The following is a 20,024-nucleotide window of genomic DNA, read 5'->3' as shown; positions in this document are numbered from 1 at the left end:
TCGGGTCCCCCTCCGCCTTAGGTACTTCGACGCAAAGCGTCGAAGTACCGAAACGCGCACCTCCCCCACGTTGTGGGGGAGGATGAGGTTGACTGCGGGACGCAACCCGGAGACCCTGCGCGCCGCGGCGTACGGTGCCGGAAAGCCAGAGGTCTCATGCCCAGCGCAAGCAGCAAACGCGGAACCACCGGCGCGATCCGGGTCGGCATTGGCGGTTGGACGTTCGAGCCCTGGCGCGGCACCTTCTACCCGGACGGCCTGGCGCAGAAACGCGAGTTGGAATACGCCAGCCAGCACGTGACATCGATCGAAATCAACGGCACGTACTACGGCTCGCAGAAGCCGGAGAGTTTCGCGCGCTGGCGCGAGGAAACACCCGACGGCTTCGTGTTCTCGGTCAAGGGCACGCGCTTCACGACCAACCGCCGCGTGCTGGCCGAGGCCGGTCAATCGATCGAGCGCTTCTTCGCCAGCGGCGTGATGGAACTGAAGGAGAAGCTGGGGCCGATCAACTGGCAGCTCCTGCCCACCAAGCAGTTCGACCCCGCCGACTTCGAGGCCTTCCTGAAACTGCTGCCCACCAACGTCGGCGGGCGTGACGTGCGGCATGTCGTGGAAGTGCGTCACGACAGCTTTCGCGTGCCGGCGTTCATCGAGTTGCTGCGCGCCTACAATGTCGCCACGGTACTGACCGACAAGGAAAGCTTCCCGGAAATCCCCGACGTCACCGCGCCCTTCGTCTATGCCCGCCTGCAGCGGTCGTCGGAGAAGGAAAAGACCGGTTATACCGGCAAGGCGCTCGATACCTGGGCCGGCCGGGCACGGGCCTGGGCATCGGGCGGCGCACCGGATGACCTCGACCGGATCGCCGGTGCCGAAAAGCGCCCGCCGAAATCCCGCGACGTCTTCGTCTACATGATCAACGGCTTCAAGCCCAAGGCGCCGGCTGCCGCAATGGCGTTGATCGAACGGCTCGCCAAGGCCTGACAGTTGCCCATCGGCTGACATGGCCGGCCCGGCAATCCCGGAAAGACTCGTCTGGACCATCGATCAGCTCGACGTCCGCCCGACCGATCGTCTGCTCGAAATCGGCTGCGGCCGCGGCATCGCCGTGTCGTTGATCTGCGATCGGCTGACGACCGGCAGCATCACCGCCATCGATCGCTCCCCGGTGGCGATCAAGGCAGCCCAGGCGCGGAACCGCGATCACATCGCGGCCGGGCGGGCGGCGTTCCATGCGCTTGCTCTGGCCGACACCAACTTCGCCAAAAGCGGCTTCGACAAGATCTTCGCCGTGAACGTCAACGTATTCTGGACGGATGGCACCCGCGCGCTGGCAGCGGTGAGAAACATGCTGGCCCCGCCCGGCGTGCTGCATCTGGTTTATCAGCCACCGACGGCCCGACAACTCACCACGCTAACCGGGAAACTGGCACCCGCGCTCGCGCGGTCCGGCTTTTCCGTCGACGAGCCGCTTGTGGTGGAGGGTGGGACACCGTTGCTCTGCATCTCGGGACGCATTCCGATGACCGCGCCGGATCGACGGCAGACATGAGGAAAGCGGGTTTGTCTTTTACGACCGATTGGTCCATATATAGATGGCATGACACGACAAGCTTCACCGCGGATGCCGCGCGGCCGGCCCCGAGAGTTCGACATGGACGCAGCGATAGAGCGCGCCATGGATGCTTTCTGGTCGTCCGGCTATTACGGCACATCGCTGCCGGATCTACTTGACGCGACGAATCTTTCGCGCGGAAGCCTCTATGCAGCCTTTGGCGACAAGCACGGCCTCTTTCTGTGCGCCCTCGACCGGTATATCGCCGAGGCCTTGACGCGCCTCGATGCCGAGCTTGATCCACGAAGAAATGCCTTGGCGGGTTTACGAGCCTGTCTTGCCGGGTATGTCGAGCGGACCAGCGGGGCTGCCGGCAAGCGCGGGTGCCTGGTGGTCGCGACCGCCATGGAACTGGCCGGCCATGACACCGAGGTAGAACAGCGTATCCGGCGGTTCTTCAAGACGATGGAAACCCGGCTGGCCGCGGCACTGGCGCGCGCGCAGGCCGAGGGGGACCTGGTCGATGGCGTCGAGCCCGCGACCGCCGCCCGCTTGCTTCTCTGTCTGCTCGAAGGCATGCGTGTCGTCGGCAAGACAAGCTCGGACCGGAGCATGTCGCAAGCCGTCGTCCAGACCCTGATCGACCGCTTCGCAAAGTAGATCATCGCACGGCCAGAGCATCGATCAGGCACGCTGATATATAGACCATTCGGTCGTAAAAGGAAATTCCATGACCCCGATCCAGATCGCGTGCGCCGTGCTTGTGGCCTTGCTATGGGGCTTCCAATTCGTCGTCATCAAAGTCGGCCTGACCGCGTTTCCACCCTTGTTTTTTGTCGGTTTGCGCTTTGCCGTCGTCGCGGCCCTCCTACTTCCCTTCGTCGGATGGCCGACCAAGCGCGAACTCGGGCGGATCATCGTCATCTCGATCTTCGTCGGCGGTCTGAATTTCGGATTGGTCTTCATCGGACTCGCCCATGGACCAGCCAGTGTAGCGGGCATTGCCATTCAGCTTACGACACCGTTCACGCTGATCCTCGCCTGGCCGCTGCTTGGCGAGCGGCTCTCGGTACGGATCATCTTCGGTGTCGTTCTCGCCTTCGGTGGCGTCGCCCTGATCGTGGTCGAACCTAGCGTATCGGTGAAGATCGTCCCGACACTCTTCGTGATCGGCTCGGGATTCGCCATGGCAGCCGGAAGCGTGCTGACCAAGCGCTACGGCCCGTTCGAGCCGCTGAAGCTCATGGCCTGGATGTCGCTCTTCACCGTGCCACAAGTTCTGGCCGCGTCTCTTGTGCTTGAACATGGGCAGATCGCTTCGTTCCACGCCGCCAGTCTCATGTCGTGGATGGCCTTCATGTACACCGTGCTGCTCGGCGCGATTCTCGGCTTTGGCCTATGGTTCTGGCTGATTGGGCGATGCTCGATGACGCGCGTCGCGCCCTTCGGGTTGCTGCAGCCGGTCTTCGCGATCATCGCAGGGGTGATCTTCCTGCACGAGCCCCTGACGGCGGCGCTCGTCACAGGCGCCGTCATTTGCATCGCCGGTGTGGCCATCACTCAGCGCCAATCCCTTCCCACCGAACTTCGCATATGGCGGCGGTTCATCTCGAACACCTCTCCCCGCGAGAGCGGGGAGAGGTGAAGTAGCGGCGGAACGGTACGCGGGCTTACACCGCCTTCGCCCTTATGCCCCGATCACGTGCGCGCGGCTGGCGGTCCAGTCGAAAGCGCACTGGGCACCCCGCGGCAGATCCGGCATGTCGATGCTGGGCACGCGAATGCGGATGTCGCGGCCGCCGCTCTTGCCCAGCACCAGGAAGCTGTCGCCGTAGTTCACCGTCTCTTCGATGGTCAACAGACGGCGTTCGCCCGACGCCGCTGGTGTCTGCGCCGAGATCCGGATCGTCTCGGGACGCACCAGGACACTCACGGTCTGTCCCGGCGCGAGATCCCGGCGGCCGGTCGCGATCGGGCCCAATGGTCCCAGGTCGACCACACCATCGGATCCGGTGCGGCCATCGAACAGATTGCTGTCGCCGATAAAGGAGGCCACGAAGCGCGTGCGGGGCGCGAAATAGACCTCGGCCGGCGTGCCGACCTGCTCGATGTGGCCATGGTTGAAGACGGCGATGCGGTCCGACATCGCCATGGCTTCGGTCTGGTCGTGCGTGACGTAGATCATGGTCACGCCCAGTTCGCGATGGATGCGCTTCAGCTCGACCTGCATCTGCTCGCGCAAGGTCTTGTCGAGTGCGCCCAGCGGCTCGTCGAGTAGCACCAGATCGGGTTCGAATACCAGGGCGCGGGCCAGTGCCACGCGCTGTTGCTGACCACCGGACAACGCCTTGGGCGCGCGGCCAGCGAAGTCGGCCAGGCCGACCATGGCCAGCACCGCAGCGATCTTGCGGTCGGCCTCGGCGCGTGCCGTGCGGCGCATGCGCAGGGGGAACCCGACATTCTGGGCCACGCTCATGTGCGGGAAGAGCGCGTAGTTCTGGAACACCATGCCGATGTTGCGGTCGTAGGGTGCGACCGCATCGATCTGGCGGCCGGCGATGCTGATCTCGCCTGCCGTCGGCTGCTCAAAGCCGGCGATCATCATCAGGGTCGTGGTCTTGCCGGAGCCGGAAGGGCCGAGAAAGGAGATGAACTCGCCGGGCCGGATATCGAGGTCGATGCCGTCGACGGCATTCTGGCCCGGCATGTAGCTCTTGGACAGCGACCGCAGGCACAACGATCGAGCGGTTGTCATGACGATGCTCCGATAGGCTTCGACCTGGCCTTCACCAGTGCCGCCGCCCAGCGCGTGCCGATGACCGCCAGCACGGCGGCGAGCAGCAGCGAGGAGGCGGCGGAAATCGCCGGATCGGCTTCCATTTGGAAGCTGTTGTACATCTGGCGCGGCAGGGTGGCGCTGTCGCGCCCGGAGATGAAAATCGCGATCACCGTCTCATCGAACGAATGGATGAAGGCGAACAGCGCTGCGACAAGGAAGGCAGGCCGCAAGATCGGAAACGTGACCAATCGGAACGTGGTCAGCGGCCGCGCACCCAGGTTGGCGGCGGCCTGCTCGACGCGGCGATCGAAATTGGCCAGCGCCGACGTCACCGTCAGGACCACGACCGGAATCGAGAGGCAGGCATGGGCGAGAATCACGCCCGGCATGCTCTGCACCAGGCCCAGGGTGCCGAAGTACGTGTAGTAGCCCAGCGCCATCACGATATGCGGCACGATCAGCGGCATCAGCACGATGATGCGGAAGGCGGCGCGCAGGCGGAACTGGTAGCGTGCCAATGCGAAGGACGCCGGCACGCCCAGCAGCATCGACAGCACCATCGTGCCGAGACCGATCAGGAAGCTGTTGATGATCGGTCCCGTCCAGTTGGGATCGGAGAAGACGCGGCGGTAATAGCCCAGCCAGTAACCCGGTGGCGGGAACTCCAGCGACGGCGCCGTACTGAACGACATCGGCACGACGATGAACATCGGTCCCGTCAGCAGCACGACGACCAGGACGGCCAGGATCAGTGTCGAGCGCGACATCGTCACCGCCACATCCGCTCGATGCCGAAGAACCGGTCATAGAGGGCGAACAGCGCCAGCGCCGCCGCCAGCAGGATCATGGATGTGGCGGACGCGGCGCCGAACTCCAGCAGTTGTTCCATTTCCTGGCCGATGCGGCCGGCGATCATCTTGTCCTGCGGGCTGCCGATCAGCGTCGGCGTGACGTAGAAGCCCAGGCACGTGATGAACACCAGCGTGGCGCCGTTGAGAACGCCCGGCAGGCTCTGCGGCAGGTAGACGGTGGCGAATGCGCGCCATGGCCGGGCGCCCAGGCTGGCGGCGGCGCGCATGTGGGTCTCATCGATCCGGCGCATCACGGCGTAGAGCGCCAGCACCATGAAGGGCACCAGCATGTGTGCCATCGCGAACGTGGCGGCAAACGTCGTGAACAGCAACTGCGGCGCCGGCTCGACACCCAGCGCCACCAGCAGGCCCACGACCGGCCCACGCGCGCCCATGATCACCATCCAGGCATAGGTGCGCACCAGGAAGCTGGTCCAGAAGCTGAGTGCCACGACACCCAGGAGAAAGGCGCCGATCGTGCCGCCCTTGCGGGCGGCGACATAGGCCACCGGATAGGCAAAGACCAAGCTCACCAGCGTCACGATCAAGGCGGTGCGGAACGTGCGCGCCAGCACGCCGAGGTCGTATGTCGAGGCAAAAAACTCGGCGTAGTTGCCAAGGCCCAGCTCGGGCTCACTGATGCTGGTCCAGACGACGAGGCCCAGCGGCACCAGAAAGAACACGGCCAGAAACAGCGCCGCGGGCGCGTAGAGGATGAACGGGGCGCGGACAAGCCAAGTCCACCCGCCGGGCACCCGCCGTGGCGCGGCTGTAGCCGGTGCCGTCGTGTCCGTCAGCTGGAGAGCCATTGCTCGAACCGCTTCGCCATCGCGGCGAGCTGCGGCGCCAGTTTCTCCGCATCCAGAATCGCCGCCTTGGGCAGGTTCTCCGGCGAGGTCGGCATGCGGCTTACGACGTCGGCCGACAACCCCTTGAACGAGGCGGGATTCATCGGTCCGTAGTTGTTGCGCAGCGCGAACTGGGCCAGCCGCTCGGGCGCCACGGCGAACTCGATGAAGCGCCAGGCGTTCTTGGCCCGGGGCGTCCCGCGCGCCACCACCCAGGCCGCCACGTCGATCACCGCCTGATTGAACGTCAGCGCGATCGGCAGCTTCTGGTCGATCATCACCTGCGCGCTGGTGTTCCACATGCCGATCAGCGAGACCTCGCCATCGCGCAACAGCTGTTGCGACTGCGGACTCTGGCTCCACCAGATGCGGACGTCCTTCTTGATCCGATCCAGCGACTTGAACGCGCGATCCAGATCGTAGGGAAACAGCTTGGCCGGCTCGACTCCATCGGCCATCAGCGCGAAGGCCAGCACCCGCGCCGGGTAGTTCTGCAGGCTGCGCGGGCCGGGATACTTCCTGGTGTCCCAGAAATCGGCCCAGGTCTGCGGGCCATCGGCCAGCTTGTCCTTGCGCCACGCGATGATGTTGGCGAACGCATGCGAGCTCACGCCGTTGAGCGTCACCGCGCCGGGCCACAGCGACGACGGCGCAATCTTGCTCTCGTCGTACTTGTCGATGAGGTTGGCCTGATTGGCCCGGCCGAGCTCGGCCACGCCGAGCGTGGTCACATCGAACTCATAGACGTTGGTGCGCACCTGCGCTGCAAGCTTGGCAAAGGACACCGGCGCGATGGTGCGGATTTCGATGCCCGTGGCCTCGGTAAACGGGTTGAAGAGGATGGCTCGCGCTGCCTCTTCCCAGGGGCCGCCCCAGGTGTTCACGTAAAGCACCTCGGCAGCCCTGGCACCGCGCACGAACGGCATTGCCAGGGCGCCGGCCGCCACCGCGGACACGACGTGCCGCCGTGTCGGCCGCGACAGCGACATTGCTTCCCGAGCCATGGTCGTTCTCCCTGTGTTATCAGCCGATGGTGGCGCGATAGACGCGCAACCAGTTGCCGGCCGTGATCTTCTCGACTTCGTCGGCGTTGAAGCCGATTCGCGCCAGCGCTGGCGCCACGCTCGCAAGTCCGCTGATGGTCTTCAGCCAGGCCGGCTTCTCGCTCGGCCCGGGCTTGGCGGCGGAGCCGGCGCCGTACTGGACCGTGCGCGTCCACCGTCCCGAGCGCATCCAGTCGAGATACGCCTGGTTGGAATGGTGACTAAAATCGGTGCCGATGCCGACATGATCGATACCGGCGATGTCGACCGTGCGCGCCACCATCTGGGCCCAGGCATCGACGCTGTCGCAGGCCGGTTCCGGCGTGATGTTGCGATAGGCCGCGCACCCGATGATGCCGCCCTTGGCGGCCAGCGCCTTGATGATGGCGTCGTTCTTGTTGCGCTTGTGCGGGAACACCGATGCCGGGTTGGCGTGGGTGATCGCGACCGGCTTCTGCGACCATTCGATGGCATCGAGCGTCGTCTTGTCACCGACATGCGAGAGATCGATCAGCATGCCGCACTGGTTCATCTCGCGCACCACCTCGCGGCCGAAGCGCGCCAGGCCAGGATCGACCGTCTCGTAGCAGCTTGAGCCCAGCTCGTTCTGATTGTTGTATGTGAGCTGCAAGACGCGCACGCCCAGCTCGGCGAAGAGCTCGACATAGCGGATGCGGCCGTCGAGCAGATTCGTGTTCTGGTAACCCAGCAGCAGCGCGATCCGGCCGGCCTTGTGCGCTGCCAGAATGTCGTCGGTCGAGCGTACGATGCTGACCACGTCGGCATGCGCCCGGGCAAGATCTCGCCACTCGCCGATCGCGTCGAGGGACTCGATCGCGCCCTCCCAGAAGCCAAGCGTGGGCGTGACGCAGGTGAACCCACCGGCCCTCAGGTCCTCGAATACGCCGCGGTCGAACGATCCGCATTGCAAGCCATCGATCAGCATCGCCGAACCTCAGGAAGTGGAAGAAACAGGATCGGCACGCAGCCGCGCCGGATCGGCGGCCAGCATGGCAAGGTCGGTCTCGTCTTCGTCGTTGCGACCGACGATGCGGCCATCGGCTTCGACGCGGACAGTGCCGGCGTGCCGCCGGCTCTCGAACGAGTCCGGCGCCAGCGCGGCATGGGAGGCGTGATAGAGCGGCCACCACGTCGCAGCCGCGACCACAAAACCGTTCCGCCGCACATGGTCCAACCGTGTCGGCGTCGCCGCCGGCCGCGGTGCGATGCGCACGCGCGCGCCGGCGCCTTCGAACTCGACAGAGGCCGCAAGCGCGTGCCGCTCGGCCTGGCCCTGGATCGCTCGCAGCTCGGCGGACTGGGCAACGCCTGTCACCTTCACCTCACCTTGCCCGGTCAGGCGGAACTGTGCGATCGCCACGTCCAACACGGCGTCGGCAACCAACCATGCATGCTGCCCGCTGCCGTCAATGACCGGCAGAGTGCCTTGGTCATCCAGCACCAGCGGATGCGGCACTGACGCCTTCAGATGGGCGATCTGCCTTTCGATACCGTCGAACCCGGACACCGGCAGGATCGCGGCATAGACAGCGGCATCGCGCACCGAGGGCAGCAGGCCGTCCGGCACGCCGGCGGCCTGCACCAGCCGCTCGAGGACCATCCGGATCTCGCGCAGCGAGAGGCACAGGCTGCTCATGCCGAAGGCTCCGGTGGATAGAACCAGTAGGGATCCGCGGTGCCGCCGGCCAGGTCAGCCGGCGTCGGTGCGCCATGGAAGATGACGCCGCGCAGGTTGCGATTGAGAAAGTCGCGGGCCTTGTCGATGCCATGGATGCCGACATTGAGCAGGCGCGTGATGTGCGCCGGCACGAAGTCCTCGCTCATGATGTCGGCATGCGGCGAGTGATAGGGCAGCTGGGCCAGCGCCTGCACGCGCGTGACGACCAGGCGGTGCAGCGGGTGCGCCAGCAGGAAGCGCGCGACGCTCAGGCGGGGATCGGCCGCCGCCAGGTCGCGATCCAGTGACACGATCAGGCGCGGCAGGTCGAGGCCAAGATTATGGGCTTCGCCGACCTCCTCGCGCGGGCCGCGACGCGGCTCTTCCGCGGTGCGCGACTTGTACCAGACATAGCGCTGCGAGCGCTCCGATGTGAGGTCGAGGTCGAAAGCCCAACGGTAGTCGGCGCGCACCAGGTCGCGCAGGCGCCCGATCGACATTTCGGGCTGTCCGACCAGTTCCTCGTCGATCACCAAGGTGCTGCACAGCTGGTCCGCGACATCGGGAACCAGCTCGATCAGCAGCGACAGCAGCGTCTCGTGCGCTTCGGGGTGAATGCGACCTTCCAGCGACGCGGTGAAGTTGACCAATGGCGTCGCACCCTCGCAGCCTGCCGCGACACGCGCGATCAGGGCAGACAGCTCACGGCGGATGACCGCAAGGTCGCCTGCAATCACCGTGCTGGGCGCAAAGGCCTCGTACTCCGCGCGATCCTGGCGGCGCGCCACGATCGCCTTGTCGAGCAGACGCGCCAGCAGGTGCAGCGGCGCGCCGGCGCGATCGATCGGCAGCAGCCGCGCCTGCACGATCGCCGTCTCACGGATGGTGAGCCACCGATTGATCAGGCGCGGATGGTTGTTGACGAAGAACATCAGGCCCAGCGCCGAGCCGTTGCCCACGCCGAGGAAACGCGCCAGATCAGGCGCCATGTCGGCTGCCGACGCACCGCCCTTCAACTGCACGAGGTGCCGCACCAGGTCGCCGGCGAACACCCGCATCATGTATGCCGTCAGCATCTGGGCCTGCAGCGACGCCCGCAGGGGATGGTCGGCCTCGTAGGCCAGGAACGACTTGGTGCCGAACGTCCCGTTGCCGTCGATCCCGGTGTTGCGCATCAGGTAGCAGGTACGACCCAGTTCCGGGATCGGCGGCTGGCGGCCGGCGGCGAGGCTGTTGACGGCGCAGTCGAACAGGCGGCCCGAGCGGTTGGAGCGCGCCCAGGTCAGGGTCTGCGGCGTGGCCCGGCCTTCGTAGAGGCGCGGCAGTTGCTGTGCGAGCGCGTCGAGGCCGGCGGCGGAGACCGGACCTTCGATCAGCGCACCCATCATGTCCCAGGCGCGACCGATGATGCGGCCGGTGCGCTGTCGCGCCGACGGCTCGAAGGACAGAACCGGAAAGGTAAAGCGCCAGCCCGCGGCCTCGATGGCGTAGCGGGCGGTCCCCCTGCCGCGCTCGTCGATATCGAAGTGCTCGCGCTCTATGGTCCAGCGTTGCTGTGTGGCGCGGGCCATCAGCCAGCGCGACGCGCTGATGCGCGAGGGCTGGATGGCCGCCAACCGTTGCGGCCGCATCAAGTCCGCCGGGGCACGCATCAGCGCTCCCGACATCACAGGCAACGTATCAGGCATGACCGAACTGAGCGCTGAACCGGCGCGCGGCCGCGACGGCGATCGGGCCGCAGCGGTCGTGGTCGAACCGGGTTGTGGGACCGGAGATGGCAATCACGGCAACGCATTGGCCGGCGGCATCCAGAACGGGTGCGGCGACCGCGGAGACGAGCTGTGGATCGGTGGGTGCGAAGATGGCGAAACCGCGTTCACGCACCTCGGCGAGGTGAGCATCATCGGACAGGACGATGCCCTGCTCGCGCAGCCGTGCCCTCATCTCAGGTGATCCATAGGCGACCAGGACCGAGCCCGACGCGCTGCCGCCCAGCGCCATGCGGGCGCCAACCCGCAGATCGGCGCGCAGTACCTGGCGCGACTCGACGCGATTGATGATCACGGCGTGATAGCCGTCGAGCACGGATATGGTGGCCGTCTCGCCGCTCTCGCTGACGATTTCCTGCAGCAGCTCGCTGGAGCGATCCCCGAGGTTGGCCTGCTCCAGTGCCCGCACCGCGTAGAACTGGAAGCGCAACGCCAGGCGAAAAGCACCATCAGCGGTCTGGTCGAGCAGACCGGCGTCGACCAGCGTCCGCAGCCGCTGATAGACGGCCGCGCGCTGGTCCCCCGTCGCGCGCACTACGTCCGGCAAGCGCATCGGTTTGGGGGATGCCGCGATGACATCGCAGACAGCCAAGGTCTTGAGCGTGGAAGAAAGTGCGCGAACTGGCATTGTATTCTATATTTATACAACGTATTCTATTATGATCGTGACGCACAGCGAGTCAAGCCGCCTGGCCTGCTCGTCAGGAGGGGTTGCGGTTAGCCAGCGGGACGGAGCGAGACGGGCGCTTCACGCACCCAGGTAGGCCTTGCGGACGTAGTCGTTGTTGCGCAGTTCGCTGGCTGATCCTGTCAGCTTGACGTGACCCACTTCGATGGTCAGGCCGCGTGAGGCCAGCTTCAGCGCCCAATTGACATTCTGTTCGGCCAGGATGACCGCCAGCTGCTCGCGCGACTGGATCTCGCGCAGCAGCTCGCCGATGCGCTGCACCATGACCGGCGCCAGGCCCAGCGACGGCTCGTCCAGCATCAGCAGCTTGGGCCGCGACATCAGGGCGCGTCCGATCGCCAGCATCTGCTGTTCGCCGCCGCTGAGGCTGCCCGCCATCTGCCGGAAGCGCTCGCGCAGGCGCGGGAAATAGGTCAGGACCTGCTCGAGCCGTTCCTGGATGTCGGCTTTGCGCAACGTGTGGGCGCCCGCCATCAGGTTCTCGTGCACGCTGGTGGCGGCGAAGACCCGCCTTCCTTCCGGCGACAGCGCGATGCCCTGCCGCACGATCGCGTGCGGCGCCAGCCCCGTGATGTCGTTGCCGGCAAACCGGATGCGGCCGGCGATCAGCCGCACCATGCCGAGGATGGCCATCAGCGTGCTGCTCTTGCCGGCGCCGTTGGCGCCCACCAGCGCCACGATTTCGTTGGCCTCGACGGTGAAGCTGACGTCGTGCGTCACCGCGACCGTACCGTAAGTGGCGCAGGTACCGTCGACCTCAAGCAGGCTCATGGTCGGCTCCCAGATACGCCTCGATCACCAGCGGGTTGGACGTCACCTCGCGCGGCGTGCCGATGCAGAGTGCGGTGCCGTGATGCAGCACCACCACGCGATGGCAGAGCTGGGCGATGAAACGCATGTTGTGATCAATCACGATCACGCTGACGCCGGCCTCCTGGATTCTCTTGATCATATCGGCGACCCGGTCGGCCTCTTCGGCGCTCAGTCCCGCCGCGGGCTCGTCGAGCAGGATCAGCTTGGGCGCCGACGCCAAGGCGACGGCGATGCCCAGCGCCTTCTGTCGGCCGTACGGCAAGTGCCGCGCCCGGGTGTCGCGCACATCGGTGAGCCGCAGGTCGCGCAGCAACGTCTCGACACGCTCGATCGTGCGTTCGCGCTGCCGACGATGGCCGGCGCCGCCCAGCACCGTCGACCAGAAGCCGGTGTAGGATTGCGTGAAGGTGCCGCGGTAGATGTTCTGCCACACCGTCCGCTCGCCATAGACGGTGGTCGACTGAAAGGTGCGTACCAACCCGCGCTGTACCAGCCGGTGGGCCGCCATGCCGGTCACCCGCTCCCCGGCAAACCGCACCTCGCCCGCGTCGGGCCGGGTCGTGCCACTGATGAGATTGACGGCGGTGGTTTTGCCGGCGCCGTTGGGGCCGATCATGCCCAAGATCTCACCGGCATTGACCGCAAAGGTCAGGTCGTGAACGGCCTTCAGCGCGCCAAAGGACTTACAGATGCCGCTGGCCTCCAGGATGGACGGCATCAGCGCCCTCCGCGGCGGCGGATTTTTCCAACCAATGTCGGCACGTCCAGCAATCCGCCCGGCAGATATTTCATCAGCAGGATCAGCACGACGCCGTAGAGCACCCACTGGTAGTCGACCCAGCTGCGCAACAATTCCGGCAGCGCCACGAGGAAGGCGGACCCGATGATCGGGCCCCACAGCGACCCCAGGCCGCCGATGACATTGATCACCACGAAGCGCAGCGACTCCGGGAAGGAATAGGAGATCGGCGAGACATAGTGCACGAAGCTCGCCTCCAGTGCGCCCTGCATGCCCACCAGGCCACAGGAGATCGTGAAGGTGATGACCTTCATGGCGAAGACCGGCATGCCGTTGCTGCGTGCCAGCGTCTCGCTTTCGCAGATGGCATCGATGGCATCGCCGAACTGCGAGCGCAGCAGCTGGCCGCACACCACGGCCGTCGCCAGTGCCGCGGCCAGCACCAGATAGTAGAAACTGGTCGGCGTGGTGAAGCCCGCGGGCGCGGGAATGGCGGAGATCCCTTCGGAACCACCGGTGATGGCAATGGCGTCGACGAAGATCTGGCGGGCGAATTCGCCGAACGTGAAGGTGAACAGCACGAAGAACACGCCCTTCAGGCGCAGCACCAGCGGTCCCACGAGCAGGCCCGTCGCGGCTGCCAACAGCGTGCCGGCCGCCGCCGCCAGCCACCAGTTCACCCCCAGCGATGTCGCGAGCAGCACGCTGGTGTAGCCGCCGATGCCCATGAAGGCGGCATGGCCGAGCGAGAACTGGCCCAGCCGCAGCACCAGATGAAGGCTCATGGCGCCGATCGCATACAGCGCCACCAGGGTCGCGATGTAAAGCAGGAAGGTCTCGCCCGTGACGTAGGGCAGGACCAGCGCCAGCGCCGTGACGATCACGGCCGCCCGCGGAATCCGCCACAACGTGAAGGGGCGCGCCGGCGTGTGGGTGTCGACGGTGGTCGTCATGCGACGCGCTCCGACCGACCCAGCAAGCCCTGCGGCCGCAGCAACAGCACCAGCATGATCACGGCAAAGGACGAAAGCTGCGCCGTCGCGGCACCGAAGTAAGTGGTGAGAATGCTCTCAGCCATGCCGAGGATAAGGCCGCCGACCGCGGCACCGGCGATGCTGCCTAGGCCACCCAGGATCACGACGGTGAAGGCCTTCACCAACGGCGCCGCACCCATGAACGGCGACAGCGAATAGAGCTGCCCGATCAAGCCACCGGCCAAAGCCGCCAGCGCCGTGGCAGCGAAGAAGGCGGCGCGATAGTGCGCCTTGGCGTTGATGCCCTGCGCCTCGGCAATCGGCAGGTCCTGCGCCACGACACGCATGGCAAGACCCGTCTTGGTGTAACGCATGAACAGGAAGAAGGCAGCCAGGGTCAGGCCCGCGACGGCCAGAACGACCAGCCGGTCGGCCGGCATCCGCAGCGGCCCGATCACGAAGACATCGGAATAGGTGGGCGGAATCGAGCGCTGGCTGACACCGAAGATGATGATGCTGAGATACATCATGACCATCGACAGCCCGAGCATGGCGACCATGCCCTGGTGCTCCTTCTGGTAGAAGGAGCGCAGGATCAGCTTCTCGACCACCAGCGACAGCGCACCGACGACCAGGGCACTGAGCGGCAGGGCGATCAACGGCGGCAGCGGCGTGAACTGCAGCAGGTAGTACATGACGAAACCGCCCAGCATCGCGAATTCGCCGTGGGCGAAGTTCACGATCCGCATGATCCCGAAGATGAGCGTGAAACCCAGCGCCATCAGGATGTAGATGGCGCTGACGTTCAGCCCGTTCACGAAGATCTGTGACAGAACAGGCAGTGAGAACATGCGGCAGGCTCCGAGCCGGTTTCCGGCACCCTGTCAGGGACGACAGCGCGGTTCAGTTGGCGGAAACCCGGGCCACGATCTCGGCCTTGCCGTTTTTGACCTGCTTGATCAGGAAGTTGATCATCAGCTGGTGGTCGATGCCGTAGGCTTCCTTGCCGCCCCATTTGACCGGCCCGAACAAGGTCGCGTAGTCCTCCATCTTGGTGAACTGGGCCTTGACCGCATCGACCTCCAGCGAGTCCGCGCGCCGCATCGCCTCGAAGATGATCTTGGTGGCGTTGTAGACCAGCGGTGCCCACGGGCTCATCGTGCCGGTGTATTTCTTGCGATAGGCCGCCAGGAACGCCTGGCCGGCGTCGGTGGTCGGATCGAAGAAGTCCAGCGAGATGAAGTTCTCGGCATGCACGCCGGCGATGGCGACGTTCTCCTCGATCGAGGGACCGCCGAGCTGCACGATCTGGCCGGTGAAACCGAGCTGGCGCGCCTGTTTCATCAGCAGGCCGGAGTCGGCCGGGACATTGGAGTCCAGATCGAGGATGTCGACGCCCTGCACCATCATGCGAGTCAGCAACGGCGCGAAGTCGGCGGTGCCGCGCTCGAATTTCTCGACGAAGGCGACGTCGAAACCGCCGGCCTTGTAGGCCTCGGTCAGGATCTGCACGACCTGCTGTCCGGTCGCATCGGTCGGCCCGATGATCGCGACTTTCTTGGCCGCCGGGAACGTTTTCTTGAGCCAGGCCACCATCGGCGGCGCGAACTCCTTGGTCGTGAGCGCCATGCGATAGTTGTAGGGCCGATCCGGTGAGAGAACCTTGGGCGAGAAGCCCGACGTCAGCGCCAGCACTTTCGATGGCGTCGTGATCGGCAGCATGCCGAGGATCGCCGCAGTGGCCAGGGGGCCAACGATGAACTTGACCTTGTCGGCATTGACCAGGCGCGTGGCCGCGGTCGCGCCGCCCTGGCCGGAATACTGGTCGTCGTACATGATCAGGCGCGGTTTGTAGATCTTGCCGCCGATCTTCAGCCCGCCGGCCTCGTTGATCTCATCGATCGCCAGCTGGATGCCGCGCTGAGTGGCGACACCCCAGTCCGTGGCACCGCCCGAGAGCGTCGAGATGCCACCGATCGGCAGATCCTCCTGGGCGACGGCGGGGCTTGCCGCTGCCGCGACGAACATCGCCAGCAGAAGCCGTCTGAGCATGATGGTCATGATCGTCCCTTGATCGTTGTTGCTTGATGGCCGCGTCTTTTCGCGATCGCGGCGGCCGCGCAGGTATGCTTCGGATCCCTAGAAAAGCTTCTAGCGGTGTTTTTTGCCGATCATGTCATAATGATTTTTTAGTCGCGGCATCATCGAGGTTTATTGTCACCGCGGCGCGCGGCGCCATGGAAACCGGTGCGTTGCGCATAACCAAGGCTGATGATCGTCATAAAAACATACTAATCGCGCCGCCCCGCAGCACGGTGCAAAGAAACCCGATCAGGATATGCTGCGGGCGGCCCGACTTCGGGAGACAGCCGTGCTGCACCGCACTTCGTCATCCAAGAGTGGATCCATGGACATCTTCACAATGGTCGTTCTCCGACGGCGGTTCGAAGCCATCATCGGAGAGATGATAAACGCGCTGTTCAAGTCCGGGCGATCGGGCGTCCTGAACACGGCGATGGATTTCTCGTGCAGCGTGACGGACAGCAAGTTCCAGTCCATCAGCCTGGCCATGGGTATCCCGGTCCATGTCGGCGCGATCGACCTGATCCCGCGCGTGATCGCCGCGAAGTTCGGCGACGACATCAAGAAGGGTGATTGTTTCGTCAACAACAGCGGCTATCTCGGCAACACGCATTGCGCCGACTTCACGGTGTGCGCGCCGGTGTTCGTCGACGACGCGATCGCCTTCTACGTGATCGCGCGCGCCCACCTGGGTGACATGGGCTTCCCGACGCCGACGACCTATGGCCCGCGCTCGCGCGACGTCTATGAAGAAGGCCTGATGCTGCCCTGCGTGCGCATCCAGAAGAACTATGTCGATGTTCCCGAGGTCATCGACATCTGCAAGGCCAACATCCGGGTGCCTGAGCAGTTCTACGGCGACTACCTCGCCGTGCTGGCCGCGGTGCGCACGGGCGAGGCGCGGCTGACGGCGTTGTGCGGGAAGTACGGCACCGACACCGTCAAGAATTTCGTCGACGAATTTCAGAACTATGCCGAACGCATGGCCGACCAGGCCATTCGTACCCTGCCCAAGGGCAAGGTCAGCAAGGAGGCGATGTACGATTCGGAGACCGACCTCTATCCCGACGGCATTCCGATCCGCGCCACCGTGGAGGTCGATCCCGACGCCGGCATGATCACGGTCGATCTGCGCGACAACATCGACAACCTGCCGCTGGGCATCAACATGACGGAGGCCACCACCACGGCCGCCTGCATGACGGCGGTGCTGAACGTGCTGGGCGCCGACGTGCCGCGCTGCACCGGCTCGTTCCGCCGCGTCAAGCTGCTGCTGCGCGAGGGCGCCGCGATCGGCAAGCCGCGGTTCCCCGCCGCGACGTCGGCGGCGACCACGAACCTGTGCCATGCGCTGATTCCCCACATCCAGTCGATGTTTGCCGAATTGCGCGACGATCTGGGCACCGCCTACGGCACCATCGGCCTGCCGGCGTCGTGCTCCGTCGTCAGCGGCGCCGACCATCGCCGCGGCGGCGCGCCGTTCGTCAACCAGGTGATCATGGGCTACTGGGGCGGCCCGGCCCTGCACGGCCACGACGGCTGGCTGACCTACGGCAGCGGCGCATCGCAGGGCATCCTCTGGCAATCGAGCGTCGAGGTCGTCGAGCAGCAGCAGCCGGTCCTGGTCGAAACCCTGGAGGTGCGCGAAGACTCCGGCGGTGCCGGCCAGTGGGAAGGCGCGCCCGGGGCGTACTGCATCATCCGGCCGCGCCAGGCGCCGGTGCGGTTCATGACGACGTCGGCATCGCGCCAACATCCGCCGGCTGGCGTTCGCGGCGGCCATGCCGGCGCGCCGATGCTGATCACGCGGGTGACGGCGTCAGGCGAGCATGTCTCGCTGCCGATCTCGGCGGACGAGACGCTCGTTCCCGGCGACCGGCTGCTGTCGGAAGGCTGCGGTGGCGGCGGCTTCGGCAACCCGCTCGATCGCACGCCGGCCGCCGTGCTGGCGAGTTTCCTGGCCGGGCGTATCTCGACGGCGCGGGCCCACGATGTCTATGGCGTGGTCTTTGCGGAAAACGGCTCCGATATCACCGTCGACGATGCCGCGACACAGGCGCGGCGCGGCCACCTGCGTGAAGGAATTGCCCGATGACCTGCCAGATCGCCGTCGATGTCGGCGGGACCTTCACCGATATCGTGCTGCAGGACGGCACCGGGCGCGTGCGCACCTACAAGGCACCCACGACGCCGGGCCGCATCGTCGACGGCATTCTCGACGGCGTCGAGCTGGTCGCGGCGGATCTCGGGCTCACGCGCAAGACGCTGCTGGCCGACTGTGCCAAGTTCACCTGCGGCACGACAGCGGCGACCAACGCGATCCTGGAAGGCACCTACGCCCGCACCGGCCTGATCTGCACGGCGGGCTTCCGCGACACGCTGCTGATCCGCGAGGGCGGCAAGCAGGACACCTATAACATCGCGATCGACTATCCGGCGCCGTTCATCCCGCGGCACCTGACGGCTGCCGTCACCGAGCGGATCAATGCCGAAGGCGGCATCGAGACGCCGCTCGACGAGACGAGCGTGCTGGCAGCGATCGACCGGCTGAAGGCGCAAGGCGTCGAGGCGATCGCCGTCGCCCTGCTGTGGTCGATCGCCAACCCGCAGCACGAGCGGCGCATCGGCGCTCTGCTCGACCAGCACTGGCCCGACGTTCCCTACAGCCTCAGCCACCGCACCAGCCCGACCTTGCGCGAATACCGCCGCACGTCGGCGACGGCGATCGACGCCTCGCTGAAGCCGCTGGTGCGCCGCACCGTGAACGAGCTCGAGGGACGGCTGCGCCAGGCGGGCCTCGCCGGCGTGCTGACCCTGGTGACATCATCCGGCGGCCAGACCGACGTCGATGAGGTCATGGACCGGCCGATCAACCTCTGCCTGTCGGGTCCGTCGGCGGCGCCCGAGTCGGCCCGCAGCACCATCCGCGCCGAGGGCGAAGCGGCGTGCAACGCCGTCGTCATCGATATGGGCGGCACCAGCTTCGACATCAGCATCATCAACGACTGGCAGATCCCGATGCACCGCGAGGGCGTGATCGACGGCCACGTCTTCGGCGTCGCCTCGGTGGCGATCAAGACGATCGGCGCCGGCGGCGGCAGCATCGCGCGCGTCGATGCCGGCGGCTTCATCCATGTCGGACCGGAAAGCGCCAAGTCGGTTCCCGGACCGGCCTGCTATGGCCGTGGCGGCATGCGCCCAACGGTGACCGACGCCAACCTCGCACGCGGCTTCCTTGACGCCGACAACTTCGCCGGCGGCACCATGACCTTGGCACGCGACCAGTCGGTGGCAGCGATCGAGGCGCACGTGGCCAAGCCGCTGGGCCTGTCGGTCGAAGAAGCGGCCGGCCTGATCGGCCTCACCGTCGAGCAGAACATGGTGGCGGCGATCGAGGACATCACCATCCGCCAGGGCATCGACCCGCGCGAGTACGTGATGGTGGCCGGCGGGGCGGCGGCCGGCCTGCACGTGGTGCCGATGGCCCGCGAGCTGGGTATCCGCAAGGTCTTCGTGCCGCCGGTAGCCGGCGTCCTCAGCGCCTTCGGCATCCTGGTCAGCGACATCAAGTCGACCTTCTCGCTGAGCGCGCCGACGGCGACGGACACGTTCGACTACGACAGGATCAACACCACGCTGGCTACGTTGAAGGCGCAGGCCGACAGCTACCTCGACCGCATGAAGGTCGCGGCCGACGCGCGCGAGATCCAGTTCTCCGCCGAGGCACGCTATCGCGGCCAGGTCTGGCAGCTGTCGCTGGATGTCGACATGGCGCAGATCCCTGACGCCGCCGCCCTGAGTACGGTGGCCGAGGCGTTTCACCGCCTGCACCAGAAACTCTATTTCGTGACCAGCACCGATCCCATCGAGTTCACCGAATGGACCGCCACGGCGATCGGCAAGCTGCCGGCGACCGCGGTCGATCACGGTGTCCAGGGCGGCGCTGGCGACGCACGGCCGGCCAAGGGCACGCGCGCGGTATTCATGCGCGAGCTGGGCGGCCGCAAGAGCATCCCCGTCATCGACGGCACGCGCCTGCGCGCCGGCGCCAAGGTCGAGGGCCCGGCCATGATCGACCAGCCGCTGACGACGATCGTCCTCTACCCGTCCACGACGGCAACGATGTCGAAGAACGGCGGCGTGTGGATCGACCTGCTGTGAACGCACGCGCACGGTGGTCGGGCCAGACGCTGGGACCGCGC

The 20,024-nt window shown here is 66.0% G+C and carries 19 protein-coding genes; 6 read left to right on the top strand and 13 right to left on the bottom strand.

The window, feature by feature from the left end; genetic code table 11:
• Positions 1-156 precede the first annotated feature (156 nt).
• The 4 genes from FQU96_RS05245 to FQU96_RS05230 all read left to right on the top strand — a co-directional run bounded on the left by FQU96_RS05245 (position 157) and on the right by FQU96_RS05230 (position 3,203).
• Positions 157-987 (top strand): DUF72 domain-containing protein, encoded by an 831-nt coding sequence (locus FQU96_RS05245; RefSeq protein ID WP_146539750.1) that lies wholly within the window; start codon positions 157-159, stop codon positions 985-987.
• Positions 988-1,006: 19 nt separating this feature from the next.
• Positions 1,007-1,555 (top strand): class I SAM-dependent methyltransferase, encoded by a 549-nt coding sequence (locus tag FQU96_RS05240; RefSeq protein WP_146539749.1) that lies wholly within the window; start codon positions 1,007-1,009, stop codon positions 1,553-1,555.
• A 102-nt stretch (positions 1,556-1,657) separates the two neighbouring features.
• The gene (locus FQU96_RS05235) at positions 1,658-2,218 is read left to right on the top strand and encodes a TetR/AcrR family transcriptional regulator (RefSeq protein ID WP_146539748.1); all 561 of its coding nucleotides are present in this window, start codon (positions 1,658-1,660) and stop codon (positions 2,216-2,218) included.
• 70 nt (positions 2,219-2,288) lie between these two features.
• Positions 2,289-3,203 (top strand): DMT family transporter, encoded by a 915-nt coding sequence (locus FQU96_RS05230; protein WP_146539747.1) that lies wholly within the window; start codon positions 2,289-2,291, stop codon positions 3,201-3,203.
• 42 nt (positions 3,204-3,245) lie between these two features.
• Here the strand turns inward: FQU96_RS05230 and FQU96_RS05225 are convergent, their stop codons facing one another.
• The 13 genes from FQU96_RS05225 to FQU96_RS05165 form a co-directional block, all read right to left on the bottom strand.
• Positions 3,246-4,313 (bottom strand): ABC transporter ATP-binding protein, encoded by a 1,068-nt coding sequence (locus FQU96_RS05225; RefSeq protein ID WP_146539746.1) that lies wholly within the window; start codon positions 4,311-4,313, stop codon positions 3,246-3,248.
• Positions 4,310-5,104 (bottom strand): ABC transporter permease, encoded by a 795-nt coding sequence (locus FQU96_RS05220; RefSeq protein ID WP_146539745.1) that lies wholly within the window; start codon positions 5,102-5,104, stop codon positions 4,310-4,312. Before FQU96_RS05220 ends, FQU96_RS05225 begins: the two co-directional genes overlap by 4 nt.
• A 2-nt stretch (positions 5,105-5,106) precedes the next feature.
• The gene (locus FQU96_RS05215) at positions 5,107-5,997 is read right to left on the bottom strand and encodes an ABC transporter permease (protein ID WP_146539744.1); all 891 of its coding nucleotides are present in this window, start codon (positions 5,995-5,997) and stop codon (positions 5,107-5,109) included.
• Positions 5,982-7,040 (bottom strand): ABC transporter substrate-binding protein, encoded by a 1,059-nt coding sequence (locus FQU96_RS05210; RefSeq protein ID WP_146539743.1) that lies wholly within the window; start codon positions 7,038-7,040, stop codon positions 5,982-5,984. Before FQU96_RS05210 ends, FQU96_RS05215 begins: the two co-directional genes overlap by 16 nt.
• Before the next feature lie 19 nt (positions 7,041-7,059).
• The gene (locus tag FQU96_RS05205; protein ID WP_146539742.1) at positions 7,060-8,025 is read right to left on the bottom strand and encodes a dipeptidase; all 966 of its coding nucleotides are present in this window, start codon (positions 8,023-8,025) and stop codon (positions 7,060-7,062) included.
• A gap of 9 nt (positions 8,026-8,034) precedes the next feature.
• Positions 8,035-8,736 (bottom strand): hypothetical protein, encoded by a 702-nt coding sequence (locus FQU96_RS05200; protein ID WP_146539741.1) that lies wholly within the window; start codon positions 8,734-8,736, stop codon positions 8,035-8,037.
• Positions 8,733-10,409 (bottom strand): hypothetical protein, encoded by a 1,677-nt coding sequence (locus tag FQU96_RS05195; protein WP_255467854.1) that lies wholly within the window; start codon positions 10,407-10,409, stop codon positions 8,733-8,735. The genes FQU96_RS05200 and FQU96_RS05195 overlap by 4 nt, the downstream gene beginning before the upstream one ends.
• 28 nt (positions 10,410-10,437) lie before the next feature.
• The gene (locus tag FQU96_RS05190; RefSeq protein ID WP_146539739.1) at positions 10,438-11,154 is read right to left on the bottom strand and encodes an IclR family transcriptional regulator; all 717 of its coding nucleotides are present in this window, start codon (positions 11,152-11,154) and stop codon (positions 10,438-10,440) included.
• A 120-nt stretch (positions 11,155-11,274) separates the two neighbouring features.
• Positions 11,275-11,985: an ABC transporter ATP-binding protein gene (locus tag FQU96_RS05185; RefSeq protein ID WP_146539738.1), complete on the bottom strand. Its 711-nt coding sequence runs from the start codon at positions 11,983-11,985 to the stop codon at positions 11,275-11,277.
• Positions 11,972-12,745, bottom strand: a complete 774-nt coding sequence (locus tag FQU96_RS05180) for an ABC transporter ATP-binding protein (protein WP_146539737.1) — start codon at positions 12,743-12,745, stop codon at positions 11,972-11,974. The genes FQU96_RS05185 and FQU96_RS05180 overlap by 14 nt, the downstream gene beginning before the upstream one ends.
• Positions 12,745-13,719, bottom strand: coding sequence for a branched-chain amino acid ABC transporter permease (locus FQU96_RS05175; RefSeq protein WP_146539736.1), 975 nt, complete (start codon positions 13,717-13,719; stop codon positions 12,745-12,747). The genes FQU96_RS05180 and FQU96_RS05175 overlap by 1 nt, the downstream gene beginning before the upstream one ends.
• Positions 13,716-14,591 (bottom strand): branched-chain amino acid ABC transporter permease, encoded by an 876-nt coding sequence (locus tag FQU96_RS05170; RefSeq protein ID WP_146539735.1) that lies wholly within the window; start codon positions 14,589-14,591, stop codon positions 13,716-13,718. The genes FQU96_RS05175 and FQU96_RS05170 overlap by 4 nt, the downstream gene beginning before the upstream one ends.
• Positions 14,592-14,643: 52 nt before the next feature.
• On the bottom strand, positions 14,644-15,801 hold the full coding sequence (locus FQU96_RS05165; protein ID WP_146539734.1) for an ABC transporter substrate-binding protein: 1,158 nt from the start codon (positions 15,799-15,801) through the stop codon (positions 14,644-14,646).
• Positions 15,802-16,147: 346 nt separating this feature from the next.
• Between FQU96_RS05165 and FQU96_RS05160 the strand changes: the two genes are divergently transcribed.
• Both FQU96_RS05160 and FQU96_RS05155 read left to right on the top strand, forming a co-directional pair.
• Positions 16,148-17,917: a hydantoinase B/oxoprolinase family protein gene (locus FQU96_RS05160; RefSeq protein ID WP_146539733.1), complete on the top strand. Its 1,770-nt coding sequence runs from the start codon at positions 16,148-16,150 to the stop codon at positions 17,915-17,917.
• A complete protein-coding gene (locus FQU96_RS05155) occupies positions 17,914-19,983 on the top strand; it encodes a hydantoinase/oxoprolinase family protein (protein ID WP_146539732.1) in 2,070 nt (689 codons plus the stop codon). The genes FQU96_RS05160 and FQU96_RS05155 overlap by 4 nt, the downstream gene beginning before the upstream one ends.
• The last annotated feature ends 41 nt before the right edge of the window (positions 19,984-20,024 follow it).

Source organism: Reyranella sp. CPCC 100927 (assembly GCF_007859315.1).
Taxonomy (GTDB): Bacteria; Pseudomonadota; Alphaproteobacteria; order Reyranellales; family Reyranellaceae; genus Vineibacter.
This window is presented reverse-complemented; position numbering and strand designations above follow the sequence as displayed.

Coding starts and splice junctions, on each gene's coding strand:
- FQU96_RS05180 (WP_146539737.1), bottom strand. CDS start 12,745: ATGCCGTCCATCCTGGAGGCCAGCGGCATCTGTAAGTCCTTTGGCGCG.
- FQU96_RS05200 (WP_146539741.1), bottom strand. CDS start 8,736: ATGAGCAGCCTGTGCCTCTCGCTGCGCGAGATCCGGATGGTCCTCGAG.
- FQU96_RS05225 (WP_146539746.1), bottom strand. CDS start 4,313: ATGACAACCGCTCGATCGTTGTGCCTGCGGTCGCTGTCCAAGAGCTAC.
- FQU96_RS05175 (WP_146539736.1), bottom strand. CDS start 13,719: ATGACGACCACCGTCGACACCCACACGCCGGCGCGCCCCTTCACGTTG.
- FQU96_RS05185 (WP_146539738.1), bottom strand. CDS start 11,985: ATGAGCCTGCTTGAGGTCGACGGTACCTGCGCCACTTACGGTACGGTC.
- FQU96_RS05240 (WP_146539749.1), top strand. CDS start 1,007: ATGGCCGGCCCGGCAATCCCGGAAAGACTCGTCTGGACCATCGATCAG.
- FQU96_RS05220 (WP_146539745.1), bottom strand. CDS start 5,104: ATGTCGCGCTCGACACTGATCCTGGCCGTCCTGGTCGTCGTGCTGCTG.
- FQU96_RS05190 (WP_146539739.1), bottom strand. CDS start 11,154: ATGCCAGTTCGCGCACTTTCTTCCACGCTCAAGACCTTGGCTGTCTGC.
- FQU96_RS05195 (WP_255467854.1), bottom strand. CDS start 10,409: ATGCGTGCCCCGGCGGACTTGATGCGGCCGCAACGGTTGGCGGCCATC.
- FQU96_RS05205 (WP_146539742.1), bottom strand. CDS start 8,025: ATGCTGATCGATGGCTTGCAATGCGGATCGTTCGACCGCGGCGTATTC.
- FQU96_RS05155 (WP_146539732.1), top strand. CDS start 17,914: ATGACCTGCCAGATCGCCGTCGATGTCGGCGGGACCTTCACCGATATC.
- FQU96_RS05245 (WP_146539750.1), top strand. CDS start 157: ATGCCCAGCGCAAGCAGCAAACGCGGAACCACCGGCGCGATCCGGGTC.
- FQU96_RS05230 (WP_146539747.1), top strand. CDS start 2,289: ATGACCCCGATCCAGATCGCGTGCGCCGTGCTTGTGGCCTTGCTATGG.
- FQU96_RS05210 (WP_146539743.1), bottom strand. CDS start 7,040: ATGGCTCGGGAAGCAATGTCGCTGTCGCGGCCGACACGGCGGCACGTC.
- FQU96_RS05160 (WP_146539733.1), top strand. CDS start 16,148: ATGGACATCTTCACAATGGTCGTTCTCCGACGGCGGTTCGAAGCCATC.
- FQU96_RS05165 (WP_146539734.1), bottom strand. CDS start 15,801: ATGACCATCATGCTCAGACGGCTTCTGCTGGCGATGTTCGTCGCGGCA.
- FQU96_RS05215 (WP_146539744.1), bottom strand. CDS start 5,997: ATGGCTCTCCAGCTGACGGACACGACGGCACCGGCTACAGCCGCGCCA.
- FQU96_RS05170 (WP_146539735.1), bottom strand. CDS start 14,591: ATGTTCTCACTGCCTGTTCTGTCACAGATCTTCGTGAACGGGCTGAAC.
- FQU96_RS05235 (WP_146539748.1), top strand. CDS start 1,658: ATGGACGCAGCGATAGAGCGCGCCATGGATGCTTTCTGGTCGTCCGGC.